The following is a 16,981-nucleotide window of genomic DNA, read 5'->3' on the forward strand; positions in this document are numbered from 1 at the left end:
CAAAGGTGGGACTGACCCTAGCGTGGCGGCCGGGTTCAGCGGGGGCGCAGGGCGTCGACGACGAGGTCGAGCAGCCGGCCGATCCGCTCCGGCTCGGGCCCGGGCGAGGTGGCCAGGAAGATCCCGAGCAGCAGCGTCGTGACGTCCTCGGGGTCGTGGTCGGCGCGGAAGACGCCCGCTTCGGCGCCGGCGGTGAGGATCGAGCCGATCGCCGCGGTGATGCGCTGCCGCGTCACCGGCGTCGCGATCCGGCCGGACGCCCAGCCGGCACGCAGGACGTCGGCCATCCCGCGCTTGGTTTCGACGAACGCCGCGTAGCGGTTCATCCATGCGCGGAGGGCGGCTTCGGGCGGGAGCTCGGCGAGGAACGTCGCGGCGCTGGTGGCGACGTCGTCGAGCTCGGCGGCGTAGACGGCTTCGACGAGCGCCTCTCGCGTGGGGAAGTGCCGGTAGAGCGTGCCGATCCCGACGCCGGCCTCGCGCGCGACGGCTTCCAGCGAGACGGCGCCGTCGGCCGCCGCGAAGGCGTCGCGCGCCACGGTGACGAGCTTCTCGCGGTTGCGGCGCGCGTCGGCGCGGACGGCTCGATCGGGCGAAGTCAAAACGGAGGCCCCTCCGGTTGTGCTATCTTCGGCTTAGCGGAGGTCCCTCCGCTTCTCCATCATCGCACGAAGGCGGATCACCATGACCTCGAACGCACCCACCGGCCCGCTCGCCGGCCGCACCGTCTCGCGGGTTGGCTACGGGGCGATGCAGCTCGAACGCCTCCGCGGCGACCGCGCGGCCGCCGTCTCCTTGCTGCGACGGGCTTTCGAGCTCGGTGTCGACCACGTCGACACCGCCGAGTTCTACGGGAACGGCTTTGTCAACGGCGTCATCCGGGAGGCGCTCGAGTCCGGCGAAGACGTCCTGGTCGCCACCAAGGTCGGCGCCGACCCCGACCCGGACGGCCCGATCCCGCTGCGGCTGGCGCAGCGGCCGGAACAGCTGCGGGCGAGCGTCGAGCAGAACCTCGTCAGCCTCGGCACGGACCGGATCCCGCTGGTCAACCTGCGCCGCGCGGACACCCGGCCGGGCGTCACGGCCGAAGGGGACCAGGTGGTGGACCTCGACGACCAGCTCGAGGTGATGACGGCCCTGCGCGACGAGGGCAAGATCGGCGCGATCGGGCTCAGCGCCGTCACCACGGAGATCCTGCGCCGGGCGCTCCCGGCGGGCATCGCCTGCGTGCAGAACGCCTACAGCCTCGTCGGGCGCGCCGACGAGGACATGCTCGCGCTGTGCGTCGCCGAAGGCATCGCGTGGGTGCCGTTCTTCCCGCTGGGTGGCGCCTTCCCCGGCCTGCCGAAGGTGACCGACGAGCCGGCCGTGCACACCGCGGCGGAGTCGCTCGGCTGCACGCCGTCGCAGGTCGGTCTCGCGTGGCTGCTGCACCACGCGCCCAACGTGCACCTCATCCCGGGCACGGCGGACACCGCGCACCTCGAGGCGAACGTCGCCGCGGGCGGGATCAAGCTCGACGAGCGGGCCCTCGCCGCGCTGGACGCGGTCCCGGTGCGGTCGACGGACGTCGCGCTCGGCTGAGCGCCGGCCCCGGTGGCGCCGCCGGGGCCGCGCGGCTCAGTTGTACCCGAGGACGATGTGCTCGCGGACGTACTCGCGTTCCGCCGGCGGCGCGCCGGTCCGCTGCGCCGGGATGTCGATCCGCCGGTGCTCGCCCCGCTGGACGGGCACGGCCTCCGTGCGCCGGTCGGCCGTGGTCGCGGTCGTTTCCATGGGTTCCTCCGTTCCGCTGCCGTTCTTGCGTGCCGACCACGATCCGCCCCGCGGGTCGAGGAACGGATGTGAAGCGCTCACGCCCCGGGGATGCGCAGCGCACGAGTAGTGGGTGTGCGGCGCGCGGGCTGCACTGGAGGCGAGGGTTTTCGACGGCGGAGAAAGAGGTGTGCCATGTCCGGACCGGTTCGGGCGCTGAAGCGGGTGCCGGCGGCGCGGGCTCGCCGCGGCCTCGCGCCGCAACCCGGCTTCCGTCAGGTGATGGCCCAGTTCGCGACCGGCGTCACGGTCCTGACCGTGGGCGGCGAGGACGCGCACGGGATGACCGCGAGCGCGTTCGCGCCGGTGTCGCCGGAACCGCCGATGGTGTTGTGCTGCGTGGCGAAGGCGGCGCGGATGCACACCGCGATCGTCACCGCGGGCTCGTTCGGGGTGAACGTCCTGGCGGCGGACCAGCACGAGCTGGCCGGCTACTTCGCCGACTGGCGCCGTCCCGGCGGGATGGCCCAGTTCGGCCCGGTCGGCCACCGCATCGGGCCGAAGACCGGCGCGCCGCTGTTCACCGGGGCGCTGGCGTGGCTGGAGTGCGAGCTCGAGCAGGCGAGCGCGGGCGGCGACCACTCGATCTTCCTGGGCCGCGTGGTCGCCGCCGGCCGCGGCGCCGGGGAGCAGCCGCTCGTCTTCCACGGCGGCCGCCGCCACGACGTCGACCGGCGGGCCCGCGCCGCCTGAGCGAGTCTTACGTTGCTGTGACAGGTTTTCCCGCGAGGCCCGCGCGCTGCCGGGAACTGAATATCGTCGGGTGAATGACAAACGGCGACGCGCTGGTCCTCGACACCTTCGGTCACGACGTCCACGGGGAGGGAGCGCGGCTGCGGGCCGCGGGGCCGGCCAGGCTGGTGGAACTGCCCGGCGGCGTCCGGGCCTGGGCCGTTCCCGACGCGGCGGTCCTGCGGAAACTCCTTACCGATCCCCGGGTTTCGAAGGACCCGAACCGGCATTGGACGGCCTGGCGCGAAGGCCGGGTCTCCGAAGACTGGCCGCTGCGCATCTGGGTTTCGGTGCGCAACATGTTCACCACCTACGGCCCCGACCACCGCCGGCTGCGGACGCTGGTGGCCAAGGCGTTCACCCCGCGCCAGGTCGAGGCGATGCGCCCGGACATCACCTCGATCACGGCCGGGCTGCTGGCGGAGATCGAGCGCGCGGGCGCCGGTGGCGAGCCGGTCGACCTGCGGGAGGGCTACGCCTACCCGCTGCCGGTCGAGGTGATCTGCCGGCTGTTCGGGGTGCCGGCCGAGCGGCGTGAAGCCCTGCGCACGGTCGTCGACACGATCTTCGACACCACGGTCACCCCGGCCCGGGCGCAGGCGAACGCGCTGGAGCTGTACGAGATCATGCGCGGGCTCGTCGCCGAGAAAACCGCCGACCCGGGTGACGACCTCACCAGCGGGCTGATCGCGGCCCGCGCCGAGGACACCGGCCGGCTCGAGGCCGACGAACTGGTCGACACCCTGATCCTGATGCTGACCGCGGGCCACGAGACGACGGTGAACCTGCTCGACCACGCCGTCACCGCGATGCTCACCCATCCGGAGCAGCTGGCCGCCGTCCGGCGCGGCGAGCACACGTGGAGTGAGGTGATCGAGGAGACCTTGCGCTGGCAGGCGCCGGTGCCGTACCTGCCGCTGCGGTACGCCGTCGACGACATCACGCTCGGCGGCGGGGTGGTCATCGGCGCCGGTGAGGCGATCCTCGCCGCCTACGCGGCCGCCGGGCGCGACCCGGCCGAGCACGGCGCGACCGCCGACGGCTTCGACCTCAGCCGCGAAGACAAGCAGCACTTGGCCTTCGGCCACGGCGTCCACTTCTGCCTCGGCGCGCCGCTGGCCCGGCTCGAAGCCGCCATCGCGCTGCCGGCGCTGTTCGACCGGTTCCCCGGCCTGCGGCTGGCCGTCGATCCGGGCGGACTGACCGGCGTCCCGTCGTTCCTCTCCAACGGCCACACCGCGATCCCGGCGCTGGTCACCCCGCGCTGATCTTCGCCGGACGGGGGAACGGGACTACTCAAATGATCGATGACCGTCACGCTTCTCTCACGTAGCGTGGGAAATCCAGTCGTCGACGTTTGGGAGGTCCCGGATGGCGCAGGAAAACACGGTCAGCGACAACCAGGCCAGCGGTCTGCTGCTCAGTGTCGAGCCGCTGCCGACGGCCGTCGACCGCGGCAAGGCCAACGGCGCGGTCGCCGACAACGACGGCAACGACTAGCCGAAGCCGTCGTGACGGAGATTCCCGGACTGGCCGACCTCGTGGCACCCCTCGAGGCCGGCCAGTTCTTCGACGACGTGCTGGGGAAGTCCCCGCGGCGGTTCCCGGGGGAGAAGGGGCGCTTCGCCGCCCTGCTCCCGTGGCGGGAGATCGACCGCGTGCTGCGGCAGCACCGCCTGGACTTCCCGCGCCTGCGCCTCGCCCTCGACGGCGAGGTCGTGCCGGCGCACACCTACACGGAGATGGTGCCGACCCGCCGCACCGGTCTGGTGCCGCGCGTGCTGTCCGCGCCCTTCGCCGAGCACCTGCGCGCCGGCGCCACCCTCGTGCTCGACTCGGTCAACGAGCTCGTCGACCAGGTCGGCGACCTCGCGGCCCGGCTCGAACACGACCTGCGCGAGCGTGTCCAGGTCAACCTCTACGCCGGGTGGGGGACCACGCACGGCTTCGACGTGCACTGGGACGACCACGACGCGTTCATCATCCAGATCTCCGGCCGGAAGCGCTGGCGGCTGCACGGGCTCACCCGCCCCTCGCCGCTGCAGCGCGACGTCGAGCTCCCGCCGAAACCGGAAGGCGAGCCCCTCGAGGACTTCCTGCTGGAAGAGGGCGACGTGCTCTACGTGCCGCGCGGGCACTGGCACGACGTCTCCGCCGTCGGCGAGGAGTCCCTGCACCTCACCATCGGCTTCAACGCGGCCAACGGCGTCGACCTCGTGGCGTGGCTCGCCGACCAGGTGCGCGCGGACGAGGTGTTCCGCGCCGACCTGCCGCGGTTCGCCGCGCCGGAAGACCGGACGAAACGGGCGGCGGAGCTGCGGCAGCGGATCACCGAGCTGATGACCGACGAGCTCGTCGACCGGTTCCTCGCCGACCGCGACGCCCAGGCGCCCGCGCACCCGCGGGTCGGCCTGCCGTGGGCCGCGACCGGCGAGCGGCTTCCGCCGGGAGACGACTTCGACGTCCGGATGCTCACCCCGCGGGCCGCGCTGGCGGACGGCGACGGCACGATCGCCCTGCTCGCGGCCGGAAAACGCCTGGTCTTCGCCACGGCCGCCCGGCCGGTGCTCGACGCTCTGCTGAGCGGCTCGCCCCGCTCGTTCGGGGCGCTGGCCGAGGCCGCACCGGCACTCGACCGGGCGACGCTGAGGGCGTTCCTCGGTGAGTTGGTCACACAGGGGCTGCTGGCGCCCGCCTAGTCAGGTACGCTTAGGCATGCCTAAGTCGAGCTCCGAGGCACCAGGGGGAGCTTGCGCCGGACACGCAGGTGCGGCGCCGGGGTGCGCCGCGCTCACCCGAGCCCTCGGGGGTGAGCCCGCCGGCACCGCCGGCCACATGACGTCCTGGCTGCTCATCGAGCAGCCCGGCGCCTGGGCGCCCGACGCCCTCGAAACCACGCTGGACGAGCTGTTCCCCGGGCGGCGGCTTGACGCCGCCCGGGAGGCCGGCCTGCGCCCGCTGCTCATCCGGAAGCCGGGCCGCCACGCGCGCGTGCCGGGATCGTCGCGCACCGTCTTCGTCGCCAGCGGCCGGCCGGGCAAGCGCTGGCTGGAACGCCTGTCCCTGGACGAGCTCCCCGGCGTCGACCTCGAAGCGGTGGCCGCCGGTCGCCGCGGGCACGGCGCCCCGGTCGCCGGGCCGCTGTTCCTGGTCTGCACGCACGGCAGCAAGGACATGTGCTGCGCGGTCTTCGGCCGCCCGGTGGCGACCGGCCTGGCCCAGAACCACCCCGGCCTGGTCTGGGAGGTCAGCCACGTCGGCGGCGACCGCTGGGCGGGCAACCTCCTGACGGTCCCGGACGGTTTCATCCACGGCGGCCTCGGCATGCCGGAGGCCGAGCTGGTGGCCAAGGAGGCGTTGCACGGCAACGTCCGCCTGGACCACCTGCGCGGCCGCACCTCGGCGGAGACCCCCTGGGCGCAGTACGCGGAGATCGCGGTCCGCAACCGCACGGGTCTCCGGAGCCTCGACGCCGTGCTGGCGCTCGAAGAGCACCCGCACGGCGACTCCCGGACGGTCGTCGTGGCCGCCCGGGACCGCCGCTACGAGGTGGTGCTCCGCCGCGTGCCCTCGGCCGGGTCCGGCGTGAGCCGGTGCTCCGCCCGGGTGGTGCTGTCCGGGTTCACGGTGGAGTCCATCCGCGAGCAGAGCCGCGAGCTCACCGCCGGTTGAGGGCGCTGACCTCGTCCTGGAGCCGGCCGCGCAGCGCCGAAGTCCCGTCCGCGAGTCGCGTTTGGACGGACGGCGGCCCGCTGCGCACCGGCCCGGCCACCGGGTAGACCTGGTCCTCGCCGGGCAGCGGCACGCCGGGACAGGTCGTCGCGCCGGGCCGGGAGTTCTTGGTGAGGAACACGTTCACCAGCCCGTCGACGCACGGGTTGCCGGCCAGCGCGTACTGACCGTGGAACGGTGAGTCGTCCACCGAGACCAGCGGGACACCCGCCGCCCGCGCGCCCGACTTCGCCTGCTCGTAGCCGGTCTGCGGGTCGAACTCGCCCTGCACCACCAGGATGTTCGCCGCCACTTCCGCGGGCACGTCCGGGAGCTCGTGCCGGCGCGCGTCCGACCAGAAGCCACACGCCTCGCCGAGTCCGTACGCCCAGCCGAACAGCGGGTACTGCGGGCCCTGCCGGTCACTGAGCCGCTTGTACCAGGCCGAGCTGCGGGTGGGCTGGTCACCGCAGGCGACGGCGTAGCGCGTGCCGGGAACCTGGGTGTAGTCGGGCGCGAGCGCGACGACCCGCGCCGGGGTCAGCTCGGCCGCGGGCACCCCGAACTTCTCGCGCGACGCGGCGTCCAGCGGCCCGGCCAGCGCGGGCGGCGGCGTGGCGGACGTCCCGTCGAGCGCGGCCGCGCCCTGGAGGAACACCAGTGCGCCGAGCAGCCACTGGATCGGGCTGCCGTTGCCGACGAAGATGCTGTCGAAGGTGTCGGGGGAGACACCCTGGGTGCCGTAGTAGGCGCGCACGCGTTCCCACTTCGCCTTGACCTCGGCGGCCGTCCGGCCCAGCTGGTCCGGGAAGGTGCGGGCCAGCCACGGCAGGTAGACGTCGTCGAACTGCCGCTGGTCGATGACCGGGAACGCCTCGAAGTCGGCCTGCAGCCGGCCCTCGAAGTCGACGCTGGAGTCGAGCACGGTCTTGCCGGTGTGCTCCGGGAACAGCGACGCGTACTTCGCGCCGAGCCAGGTGCCGTAGGAGTAGCCGAGGTAGTTGAGCTTCTCGTCGCCGAGCAGGCCGCGGACCAGGTCCATGTCGTGCGCCGTCTGCCAGGTGGTGACGAACGGCGCGAGCGCGTCGCTCTGGCACGCCTCCGCGATGGCGCGCGGAACCTGCTGGTGCCGCGCGATGCTTCCGGCCGAGCGGTCCCGGGCGTCGAGGGCGCCTTGCGGCAGCCGGCCGGCCGGGACCTGGCACTGGAAGCCGTGGTCGTCGGTCCCGGCCTGCCCGGTCCCGCGCGGATCCATGCCGACGAAGTCGTAGAGCGCGTGCACCGACGGCTCCAGCGCCGCGAGCGGTCCCGCCAGCGTGGTGCCCTGGCCGCCGGGCCCGCCGGGGTTCAGCAGGAGGGCGCCGCGCCGCTCCCCGGTGGCCGCGGCCCGGCTGATCGACACCTCGAGGTCGTGCCCCGACGCAGGATCGGCCCAGTCCCGCGGGACGACCACCCGGGCGCACTGCACGGGCGCGTCGTTCGCGGCGGGCTTGAACGGGCAGTCGCCCCAGGTGAGCTTTTGGGTCGTGTAGGGCGTGAGGGGATCGGCGGCCGCGGCCGTGGTGGCCGTGGTCGCGACGAGCAGGGCCGCCAGGGCGGCCAATCCTGTCCGGGTGGTGCGCACCGGGAGTCCTTCCGTCGGCGGGTCGTCCGCGCCGAGCCTGGCCTCGCCGCGCGCGCCGGTGATCAGCCCGGAGGACGAACTCGCCGGTTCCGCCTCGGCCCGGGGTATGAGACAAGCGCTCAGCGCGCGCCGGGGCCGCCGGGCGGAGATCATGGGCTGATGAGCGGTTCCCGGACCGGACGCGGCATCGTCGGGCGGCGGCTCGTGCAGTTCCTGCTCGACGAGATGCTCGTCTTCCTCCCCATGCTGCTGCTCGCCATCGCGGTCATCTGGCTCTTCCACCCGCACGGGCCCGCGCTGCTCGGGTTCCTCAAGGTCGTCGTCTACACGATGCTGGCGCTCGACTTCGTCGGTTTCTGGTTCGTCACCACCTGGTGGCCGTGGCGGCACGGCGGCCAGACCCCGGCCATGCGGTGGCTGCGCCTGCGGGTCGTGACGCTCGACGGGGGCCACCCGCCGCTGTCGGTGTTCGTCGTGCGGGAGCTGCTGATGATGGTCGACGGCTTCGCCTGGGGGCTGGTCGGGATCGTCGTGATGCTGGTGACCCGCCGCCGTCAGCGGTTCGGCGACGTCGTCGCGCGCACGGTCGTCGTGCGGGTGCCGCGGTCAGCGGACCAGGCCGCTTTCCCAGGCCCAGATGGCGATTTCGGTGCGGTTGCGCGCCCCGAGCTTGCGCTTGGCCGCGCCGATGTGCGTCTTGACGGTGGGCAGTGACACCACCAGCGAGCGGCAGATCTCGTCGTTCGTCTCACCGCGGGCGACCGCGCGGACGACGTCGAGCTCACGCGGGGTCAGCGGGCTCGCCAGCTCCGTCGCGCGCCCGGGGTCGCGGCGCGCGAAGTGCGCCAGCAGCCGGGTCGTGATCGCGGGGGAGACGAGTGCTTCGCCGTGGGCGGCGGCGTGCACGGCCTCGACGAGCAGGTTCGGCCCCGCGTCCTTGAGCAGGAAACCGCAGGCTCCGGCGCGCAGGGCCGCGTGCACGTTCTCGTCCAGCCCGAACGTCGTCACCATCACGACGTGCAGCGGCTCCGGGACGTCCGGGCCGGCGAGCAGCTCGGTCGCCCGCAGCCCGTCCACGCCGGGCATCCGGATGTCCATCAGCGTGACGTCGGGACGCAGCTCGCGGGCCAGCCGCACCGCCTGGTCGCCGTCGGCGGCCTCGCCGACCACCTCGATGTCCGGTTCGCCCTCGAGGATGAGCCGGAACCCCGCGCGGACCATCGCCTGGTCGTCGGCGATCAGCACTCGCGTCGGCACCCGGTTCCCCTCGTCGGCGGTCAGCCCGGTTCGAGCGGCAGCCGCGCGACGACGCGCCAGCGCTGCCCGTCCGCCGGACCCGCGTGCACCGTACCGCCCACCGCGGCCACCCGCTCGGCCATCCCGAGCAGGCCGTAGCCACCGCGGCGGGCGGGTTTCGCGGCGCCGTCGTTGACCACCTCGATCCGCAGCGCGCCGTCCGGTTCGTGCCGCACGAGCACCCGCACCTCGGCCGCGCCGGGCGCGTGCCGGCGGACGTTGGTGAGCGACTCGGTGAGCAGCCGGTGGGCGGTCGTCACGACCTCGGGCGCGACCGGGACCCCGGCGAGACCGGGACCGACGTCGAGGTGGATGCGCTCGTCGTCGCCGACCGCGCGGTCCACCGCGGTGGCGAGATCGGTGGGCGGCACGAAGAGGTCTTCCTCGCCGGTCCGCAGCGCGCCCACGAGCCGGCGCATGGCCGCGAGGGCCGTGGCGCCCGCGGTTTCGAGCTCGGCGAACGTCGTCGTGTCGCCGCCGGTGCGTTCGGCGACGCGGTGGGCGGCCTGCACCCGCACGACGATCCCGGTGACCTGGTGCGCGACCAGGTCGTGCAGTTCACGGGCCAGGCGCAGCCGTTCGGTGTTGCGGACCTCCAGGACTTCCACGCGGGCGCGGACTTCGGCGTCGCGCAGCACCAGGCCGCCGGCCAGCGCGGCGCCCCAGACCACGGCGGCCCCGGCGGAGTAGAGCGCGGCCGGGGTGTCCGTGCCGTAGCGCAGGATCGGCGCGAGCGTCACCGCGCAGCCCCCGAGAACCGCTTGCGTGGTGGCGGAACGCGGGGAGAGCCGGTGGCAGCAGGCGCCGACCACGAGCGCGATCGCCAAGGTCTCGGCGGCACCGGGCTGCGGCGGGAGCCGCGAGCCCGCCGCGGCGACGGCGGCCGTGATCACCGTGCCCAGCAAGGAAAGCCCCGAGACGGCGGTGGCCAGGACGGCGATGTGGTCGGGGAACCGGCGGCGCAGGACGGCCAGCAGCGCGACGACCGGGCCGACGCCGGGCGCGAACTCGAGGGCGACGGTGGAGAGCTCACCCTGCACCGGACCCGCCCGGATCGCGAGCACCATGTCGAGCACCACCAGCACGGCGAGCACAACCGCCTCGGCCACGAGCGGGCCCCGGCGGCCGCTCCACGGGATCCGCGTGATCACGGACGGCCTTCGAAGGTCATCTGCCGATGGTGCCTCACGAGACACGCCCGCGCCGCCTCCGAGGCCGGAACTCATACCCGGGTACGAGACCGCCGGGCGATCTCGTACTGCCGGTTGATCGCGCCGCCCGTGGTTCCCGTGAGACTCGGGACAAGACGACGACAGACGGAGGGTTCCCATGCGGGAGGCAGAGTTCATCACCGGCGCACGACCCGTCCGGGGGCCGGTCGAAGGGTTGCCGGGCTGGTACTTCGTGCTCGTCGGGCTGCTGGTCGCCAGCAACGACCTCACCCAGCAGTTCAGCGACCGCTACTCATGGGTCGCCCTGCTGCCGCTGGTGCTCGTCGCGGTGCACCTGACGCTGTGGTTCACGCTGCTTTCCCGCCGCCGCAAGTACTTGCGCGCGGTGTGGCGCAGCAAGCAGGCGCTCGGCCTGGTCGCGGTCCTGTTCGTCCTGCGGCTGGGACTGCAGTTCGGGCTCACGAAGCTGACCGACAGCGCTGCGCCGCTGCACAGTTACACGCACCTGGTCATCGGCCTGGTGATGCTGGTCGTCACGACGGCCGGCGCGTGGTTCGACCAGTGGCTGATCCTGCGGGTGGTGAACCGCGACGCGCGGGTCAGCCCGGGCAGCTGAGGTCGTGCCGGGGCGCCTGGCCGGTCAGCAGGTAGCCGTCCACCGCCGCCCGGGTGCACGGGGTGCGCTGGTAGACGGCGTGGCCGGAGCCCTCGTAGGTCAGCAGCGTGGTGTTCGCCGGCGCCTGGTGGTGGATGTTCAGCGCCCACGCGTACGGCGTCGCCGGGTCGTGGCGCGAGCTCAGCAGCAGGATCCGCGGCGCTCGCGCGAGGTCGAGCCGGTGCGGCGGGTTCGCGGGCGGGCCGGGGATGCCGGTGCAGGCCATCACCTCACCGTGCCCCAGCACGCTGCCCCGCATGATCGGCGCCCGGCGCAGCTCCTCGGCGCGCATCGCCGAGTACTGCGCGAAAGTGCCGATCCGGAGGTCGAAGTCCTGGCAGACGACGGCGAGGCGGATCGACCGGTAGTTGTACTCGAACTGCGCGCGCACCGGCGGCCGGCCGGCGGCGGTGTCGGCGACCAGCGTCGCGAGGGCGGCCCAGTCGGGGGTGTACATGTCCGAGAACGCCCATTCCGGCAGCCAGCCGGGCGGCAACGGCATCCCGTCGGCCGCGACGAGCGCCCGTTCCCACACCGCCCGGACGTCCTGGCCGTGCAGCGCGCACGAAGGGGTCTGGCCGCACCACGCGGCGAACTGCCCGAACAGGTCGTCGGCGGCGGTGGCGCGGTCGCCGACGAAGTGCCGGGTGTCGACGCTGTGGTCGATGGTGCCGTCCAGCACCATCGCGCGGACGCGGTCGCCGTGCGCCTCGGCGTACTGCTGCCCGAGCAGGGTGCCGTAGGAGATGCCCTGGAAGCTGATCTTCTCCTCGCCGAGGGCCCGCCGGAGCGCGTCCAGGTCCTGGGCGTTGACGGCGGTGTCGGCGTGGTCGAACACCGGCAGGTTCCGCGCCCGGCAGTCCGCGACCGCCTGCCGGTTGTACCGCCGGAAAGCGTCGAACTCGGCCGCGGTGGCGGGCGTGTCGTCCGGGCCGCCCGGCTCGGGCTCGCACCGGATGAACTCGCTGTTCCCGGTGCCCCGCAGGTCGAAGCCGACGACGTCGAACCGGGCCCGCACCTCGGGGCTGAAGTAGCCCGGCGCCAGCGCGAACTCCGCGCCCGACGAACCGGGGCCGCCGGCGTCGGCCAGCAGCACGCCGACGCGGTGCGCGGGATCGGTGGCGCGGTGCCGGGCCACCGCGAGGGTGATCTCCGGCCCGCGGGGCCGGTCCCAGTCCAGCGGCACCCGCAGCGTGCCGCACTCGCCGTCCGGTTCGTCCGGGCAGGTCGTCCAGGTGATCGACGACGGCGCCCACTCCGTGCCGGCGGTCGCCGGAGTCGCACCGGTCAGCAGCAGCACACTCGCGAGGACAGCTCCGGACATTCGCACGGCTTCCCCCAGTAGCTCGCGAATTTCCGACCGTAGGGCCTGCCCGGCCCGGACCACAACCCGCCGAAGGGCCGAACACCGGGCGCCATTCGTGCTGCTGGCGGCGGCCTTTCGTGCCTATCCTGTGCGCCCCGAGTTCTCTCGCGAAAGGGTCCCCGCCATGGAGCAGTCCGAGAGCCACGCTGCCGATCGCCCGGCCGCCGACGGTGTGAACCGGCGGAGCCTGCTCGCCGGGGTCGGCGGGATCCTCACCGCGGGCGGGGTCGGCCTGCTCGCCCCGGGCGCCGCCGCCGCGGACCCGGCGGGTCCGGCCGGCCGGCCCGACCGCGACGAACGGGTCGAGTCCCTGCTGCGGAAGATGACCCTCGCCGAGAAGCTCGGCCAGCTCCAGCTGGTCGGCACCGAAGACCTCGCGCGGACGTCGCTGGCGACCGGGCAGCTCGGCGGGGTGTTCTCCGTGGTGGGCGCCGCGAAGCTGAACGCGCTGCAGAAGATCGCCGTCGAGCAGACCCGGCTGCGGATCCCGCTGATCTTCGGCCTCGACGTCATCCACGGGTACACGACCAACTTCCCGATCCCGCTCGCCCAGGGATCGAGCTTCGACCCGGCCGTGGCGGGCGCCGACGCGACGGTGTCGGCGAAGGAGGCCCGGCACAGCGGCATCCACTGGACCTACGCGCCGATGATGGACGTCACCCACGAGCCGCGCTGGGGGCGCATCGCCGAGGGGTACGGCGAAGATCCTTACCTGGCTTCGAAGATGGCCGTGGCGAAGGTCCGCGGCTACCAGGGTGACGACTACTCGTCGCCGGACCGCCTCGCCGCGTGTGCCAAGCACTTCGTCGCCTACGGCGGGGCCGAAGGTGGCCGCGACTACAACACCGTCGACGTCTCGCTGCAGCGGCTGCACAACCTCTACCTGCCGCCGTTCAAGGCGAGTGTCGAGGCCGGCGTGGCGACGGTGATGGCCAGCTTCAACACGATCAGCGGCGTGCCCGCGCACGGCAACGGCTACGTCCTGCACGACGTGCTCAAGGGCACCTACGGCTTCCGCGGGTTCGTCGTCAGCGACTACACCGGCATCGAGGAGCTGATCAACCACGGGCTCGCCGGCGACGGCGCGGACGCCGCGGCGGCGGCGCTGCCCGCGGGCGTGGACATGGAGATGGTCAGCACCAACTACGTCAAGTACGGCGAGCAGCTGCTGAACCAGCGGCGCATCACCCGCGACCAGATCGACGACGCCGTCCGCCGGATCCTGCTGGTGAAGGTCCGGCTGGGGCTGTTCGAGCGCCCGTACGTCGACGAGCCGGGCGAGGTGAAAGCGCCTTCCCCGGCCGCGCTCGCCGCGTCGCGCCAGGCCGCCGGGCGGTCCATGGTGCTGCTGAAGAACGAGGGACTGCTGCCGCTGGCGAAGACCGTGCGCTCGGTGGCGGTGGTCGGCCCGCTCGGCACCGCGACCTACGACCTGAACGGGACCTGGTCGGGCCTCGGCACCGGCGCGGGCACGACCCCGCCGGTGACGGTGGTCGACGGGATCAAGGCGGCGGCGCCCGGGGCCACGGTGACCTACACCGCCGGCTGCACGGTGGAGGGCGCCGACACGAGCGGGTTCGCCGCTGCGCAGCAGGCGGCCCGCGTGGCCGAGGTGACGGTCGTGGTGGTCGGCGAAACCGCCGCGATGAGCGGCGAGGCGGCGGCGCGCAGCGTCATCGACCTGCCCGGGGTGCAGCAGCAGCTGGTGGCCGCGATCAAGGCGACCGGGAAGCCGTTCGTGGTGGTCCTGGTCAACGGCCGGCCGCTGACGATCCCGTACCTGCACGACAACGCGCCGGCGATCCTCGAGGCGTGGGCGCCGGGCGTGCAGGGCGGCCACGCGGTCGCGGACGTCCTGTTCGGCGTGGTCAACCCGGGCGGCAAGCTGCCGGTGAGCTTCCCGCGCGCGGTCGGGCAGGTCCCGATCTACTACAACCACGAGAACACCGGCCGCCCGGCCGACCCGGCCAACAAGTACACGTCCAAGTACCTCGACCTGGAGTCCGGCCCGCTCTACGAGTTCGGCCACGGTCTGTCGTACACGACGTTCCGGGTCGACAGCCTGCGTCTTTCGGACACCCGTATGTCGGCGCGGGGAGGGCGAGTCCAGGTGAGCGTGCGGCTGACCAACACCGGCGGCCGTGCGGGCGACGAGGTCGTTCAGCTGTACTTGCGTGATCCGGTCGCTTCGATCGTTCAGCCGGTGCGTCGCCTTCGCGGCTTCGAGCGGGTGACGCTGGCCGCGGGCGCGTCGAAGACGGTGTCGTTCGCGCTCACCCCGGAGGACGTCGGCTTCTACGACAACGGCGCGAAGTTCCGGGTGGAGCCGGGGAAGATCGAGGTCTACGTGGGCACGAGCTCGGCGGCGACGTTGACGGCGAGCTTCACGGTCGTCTGACGACAAGCAGCGCTTCACTGTCGTCACGCACGCGTCCTGCGCCGGGTGGGCGCGGCGAACGTTTGGTGGTCTGGCGCGGCTTGTCGTGAGTGGTAAGTAGGGTTCTAACCCGACTAAACACTCACGACCCCTTGAGCGCCCGGCGAACTGGACGACGGGCAGCGGCGGCCAGTCGACAAGCAGGGCCCTACTCCGGTCGTTTTGGGTGTTATGTCCGATATCATGGCCCCATGAGCCTATTCGACATGATCAAGGAGAAAGCCACCGAACTGCTCGGCGGAGCGGGGGAGAAGGTTACCGAGCTGACCGGCGTCGACCTGCCCGTCGACGGGGCCACCGAGGCGCTCGGGTCGGCGACCGCCCAGGGGCAGGAGTTCCTCGACTCGACCGGCTCCCTCGGCGAGACCGCCGCCGGCCTGGCCGGCGACGTGATCGATCCGAACGCCCGGGGCTGAGCGACGCACGCCGGCGGGGCATCCGCTCCGCCGGTGTCCGCCATTGCGGAACCCGGCCGGGACGCTATACGGTTGACCGAACTAGAACAGGTTACAGTTCTGGGGCGGGCCGACCGAGGAGCGGAAATGGCGAACAGGGCGCCGCGCGGCGATGAGGCCGACTACGTGGTCGTCGGGTCGGGGAGTTCGGGTGCTGCGGTCGCCGGGCGGCTGGCCGCCGCGGGAGCCAGTGTCATCGTCCTCGAAGCCGGCAAGTCCGACCAGAAGATGATGATCAAGAAGCCCGGGCTGGTCGGCCCCATGCACGCCGTGCCCCAGCTCAAGAAGCCCTTCGACTGGGGCTACTACTCCGTCCCGCAGAAACACGTTCTAGATCGACGGATGCCGGTGCCGCGCGGCAAGGTCGTCGGCGGGTCCAGCTCCATCAACGGCATGGTCTACGTCCGCGGCAACCGCGCCAACTTCGACTCCTGGGCCGCCGAGGGCAACACCGGCTGGGACGCCGACAGCGTGAACGCCGCCTACAAGCGGATGGAGGACTTCGAGGACGGCGAGAACGCCTTCCGCGGCGCGGGCGGCCCGATCCGCGTCACCCGCAACAAGCGCCCCGAAGAGGGGACCCTGCAGTTCATCCAGGCCACCGCGGACGCCGTCGGCTGCAAGGTCCTCGACGACTACAACGCCGAGTCCCAAGAGGGCGTCAGCCGGATGCAGCAGAACGCCGCCGACGGCCTGCGCTACAGCGCGTCGCGCGGTTACGTCCACGGTCTCGCGCCCGCGACGCTCCAGGTGCAGTCCGGGGTGCTGGCGACGAAGGTGCTCATCGAGAACGGCCGCGCCGCTGGGGTCGAAGTCCTCGACCGCGGCCGCCGGCGTACGGTCCGTGCCGGCAAGGAGGTCATCCTCTCGGCCGGGTTCGTCGGCTCCGCGCAGCTGCTCATGCTCTCCGGGATCGGCCACGCGGCCCACCTGCGGGAGCTCGGCATCGGCGTCGTCGCGGACCTGCCGGTCGGGGACAACCTGCACGACCACATGTTCCACGCGCTGACCTTCCACGTCTCGTCGAGCCGCAACTCCGGCACGCCGGGCTACTTCGCGCGCGGCCTGGCCCGGGAGCTGATGCGCCCCGGCACGACCTTCCTGGCGAACTCGGTCTTCGAAGCGGTCGCGTTCCTGAAGACGTCCCAGGCCGAGGCCGTCCCCGACCTCCAGCTGCACCTGCTGCCGTGGGCGTACGTCTCGCCCAACCAGGACGCGCCGATCCGCCACGACGTCGACAAGCGCCCGGCGCTGACCGTGCTGACGACGTTGATCTACCCGAAGAGCCGGGGCACCCTGCGGCTCGCCTCGGGCGACCCGGCCGCGGCGCCGCTCATCGACTTCCAGTACCTGGCCGACCCGGCCGACCTCGAAGTGCTCGGCGAGGGTTCGGAGCTGGTGCGCGAGATCTTCGCGTCGAAGGCGTTCAACGGCTCGGTCAAGGAAGAGATCCACCCGGGCACCGGCCTGCGCGGCCAGGAGCTGCGCGACGCGATCCTCAACCGCGCGACTTCGGTCTACCACGGCGTCGGCACCTGCCGGATGGGCGTCGACGAGCTCGCCGTCGTCGGACCCGACCTCAAGGTCCGCGGGGTCGACGGCCTGCGGGTCTGCGACGCCTCGATCATGCCGTCGATCACCGGCGGCAACACCAACGCGCCCAGCATCATGATCGGCGAGATGGGCGCGCACCTCGTGCTCGCGGACCACTGACGGGA

At 72.9% G+C, this 16,981-nt stretch carries 17 protein-coding genes; 11 read left to right on the plus strand and 6 right to left on the minus strand.

Annotated features, from left to right (window positions below):
* Window positions 1-35: 35 nt before the first annotated feature.
* A complete protein-coding gene (locus tag ACZ63J_RS37415; RefSeq protein WP_465404348.1) occupies window positions 36-602 on the minus strand; it encodes a TetR/AcrR family transcriptional regulator in 567 nt (188 codons plus the stop codon).
* 82 nt (window positions 603-684) lie between these two features.
* Here ACZ63J_RS37415 and ACZ63J_RS37420 point away from each other — a divergent pair, with 82 nt between their 5' ends.
* Window positions 685-1,584, plus strand: coding sequence for an aldo/keto reductase (locus ACZ63J_RS37420; protein ID WP_465439823.1), 900 nt, complete (start codon window positions 685-687; stop codon window positions 1,582-1,584).
* Between the two features lie 36 nt (window positions 1,585-1,620).
* On the opposite strand, the gene ACZ63J_RS37425 is transcribed toward ACZ63J_RS37420, so the two are convergent.
* Window positions 1,621-1,776, minus strand: coding sequence for a hypothetical protein (locus tag ACZ63J_RS37425; protein WP_465305979.1), 156 nt, complete (start codon window positions 1,774-1,776; stop codon window positions 1,621-1,623).
* Between the two features lie 174 nt (window positions 1,777-1,950).
* On the opposite strand from ACZ63J_RS37425, the gene ACZ63J_RS37430 reads away from it, so the two are divergent.
* The 5 genes from ACZ63J_RS37430 to ACZ63J_RS37450 all read left to right on the plus strand — a co-directional run bounded on the left by ACZ63J_RS37430 (window position 1,951) and on the right by ACZ63J_RS37450 (window position 6,219).
* Complete coding sequence (locus tag ACZ63J_RS37430) at window positions 1,951-2,508, plus strand: flavin reductase family protein (RefSeq protein WP_465404344.1); 558 nt, start codon at window positions 1,951-1,953, stop codon at window positions 2,506-2,508.
* 74 nt (window positions 2,509-2,582) lie between these two features.
* A complete protein-coding gene (locus tag ACZ63J_RS37435) occupies window positions 2,583-3,815 on the plus strand; it encodes a cytochrome P450 family protein (protein ID WP_465404343.1) in 1,233 nt (410 codons plus the stop codon).
* Between the two features lie 103 nt (window positions 3,816-3,918).
* Window positions 3,919-4,047, plus strand: a complete 129-nt coding sequence (locus ACZ63J_RS37440) for a hypothetical protein (RefSeq protein ID WP_465305974.1) — start codon at window positions 3,919-3,921, stop codon at window positions 4,045-4,047.
* Between the two features lie 11 nt (window positions 4,048-4,058).
* Entirely contained in the window at window positions 4,059-5,246 is a 1,188-nt protein-coding gene (locus tag ACZ63J_RS37445) for a cupin domain-containing protein (RefSeq protein WP_465404342.1), read from the plus strand.
* Window positions 5,247-5,382: 136 nt separating this feature from the next.
* A complete protein-coding gene (locus tag ACZ63J_RS37450) occupies window positions 5,383-6,219 on the plus strand; it encodes a sucrase ferredoxin (protein WP_465404340.1) in 837 nt (278 codons plus the stop codon).
* On the opposite strand, the gene ACZ63J_RS37455 is transcribed toward ACZ63J_RS37450, so the two are convergent.
* A complete protein-coding gene (locus ACZ63J_RS37455; protein WP_465404338.1) occupies window positions 6,206-7,882 on the minus strand; it encodes an alpha/beta fold hydrolase in 1,677 nt (558 codons plus the stop codon). The genes ACZ63J_RS37450 and ACZ63J_RS37455 overlap by 14 nt on opposite strands.
* A 159-nt stretch (window positions 7,883-8,041) precedes the next feature.
* On the opposite strand from ACZ63J_RS37455, the gene ACZ63J_RS37460 reads away from it, so the two are divergent.
* Window positions 8,042-8,596 (plus strand): RDD family protein, encoded by a 555-nt coding sequence (locus ACZ63J_RS37460; RefSeq protein WP_465404336.1) that lies wholly within the window; start codon window positions 8,042-8,044, stop codon window positions 8,594-8,596.
* Here the strand turns inward: ACZ63J_RS37460 and ACZ63J_RS37465 are convergent.
* Window positions 8,489-9,139 (minus strand): response regulator, encoded by a 651-nt coding sequence (locus tag ACZ63J_RS37465; protein WP_465337285.1) that lies wholly within the window; start codon window positions 9,137-9,139, stop codon window positions 8,489-8,491. The two genes, ACZ63J_RS37460 and ACZ63J_RS37465, sit on opposite strands and share 108 nt — an antisense overlap.
* A gap of 20 nt (window positions 9,140-9,159) precedes the next feature.
* Window positions 9,160-10,329 (minus strand): sensor histidine kinase, encoded by a 1,170-nt coding sequence (locus tag ACZ63J_RS37470; protein WP_465404334.1) that lies wholly within the window; start codon window positions 10,327-10,329, stop codon window positions 9,160-9,162.
* A gap of 178 nt (window positions 10,330-10,507) precedes the next feature.
* Here ACZ63J_RS37470 and ACZ63J_RS37475 point away from each other — a divergent pair, with 178 nt between their 5' ends.
* Window positions 10,508-10,966: a hypothetical protein gene (locus ACZ63J_RS37475; protein ID WP_465404332.1), complete on the plus strand. Its 459-nt coding sequence runs from the start codon at window positions 10,508-10,510 to the stop codon at window positions 10,964-10,966.
* On the opposite strand, the gene ACZ63J_RS37480 is transcribed toward ACZ63J_RS37475, so the two are convergent.
* Window positions 10,950-12,329 (minus strand): alpha/beta hydrolase, encoded by a 1,380-nt coding sequence (locus ACZ63J_RS37480; protein ID WP_465404330.1) that lies wholly within the window; start codon window positions 12,327-12,329, stop codon window positions 10,950-10,952. The two genes, ACZ63J_RS37475 and ACZ63J_RS37480, sit on opposite strands and share 17 nt — an antisense overlap.
* Window positions 12,330-12,495: 166 nt before the next feature.
* Here ACZ63J_RS37480 and ACZ63J_RS37485 point away from each other — a divergent pair, with 166 nt between their 5' ends.
* The 3 genes from ACZ63J_RS37485 to ACZ63J_RS37495 all read left to right on the plus strand — a co-directional run bounded on the left by ACZ63J_RS37485 (window position 12,496) and on the right by ACZ63J_RS37495 (window position 16,976).
* A complete protein-coding gene (locus ACZ63J_RS37485; protein WP_465404328.1) occupies window positions 12,496-14,769 on the plus strand; it encodes a glycoside hydrolase family 3 N-terminal domain-containing protein in 2,274 nt (757 codons plus the stop codon).
* A 230-nt stretch (window positions 14,770-14,999) separates the two neighbouring features.
* Window positions 15,000-15,224: a hypothetical protein gene (locus ACZ63J_RS37490; protein ID WP_465404326.1), complete on the plus strand. Its 225-nt coding sequence runs from the start codon at window positions 15,000-15,002 to the stop codon at window positions 15,222-15,224.
* 126 nt (window positions 15,225-15,350) lie between these two features.
* The gene (locus tag ACZ63J_RS37495; protein WP_465404324.1) at window positions 15,351-16,976 is read left to right on the plus strand and encodes a GMC family oxidoreductase; all 1,626 of its coding nucleotides are present in this window, start codon (window positions 15,351-15,353) and stop codon (window positions 16,974-16,976) included.
* Window positions 16,977-16,981: the final 5 nt, after the last annotated feature.

Source organism: Amycolatopsis sp. NPDC104863, assembly GCF_055582965.1.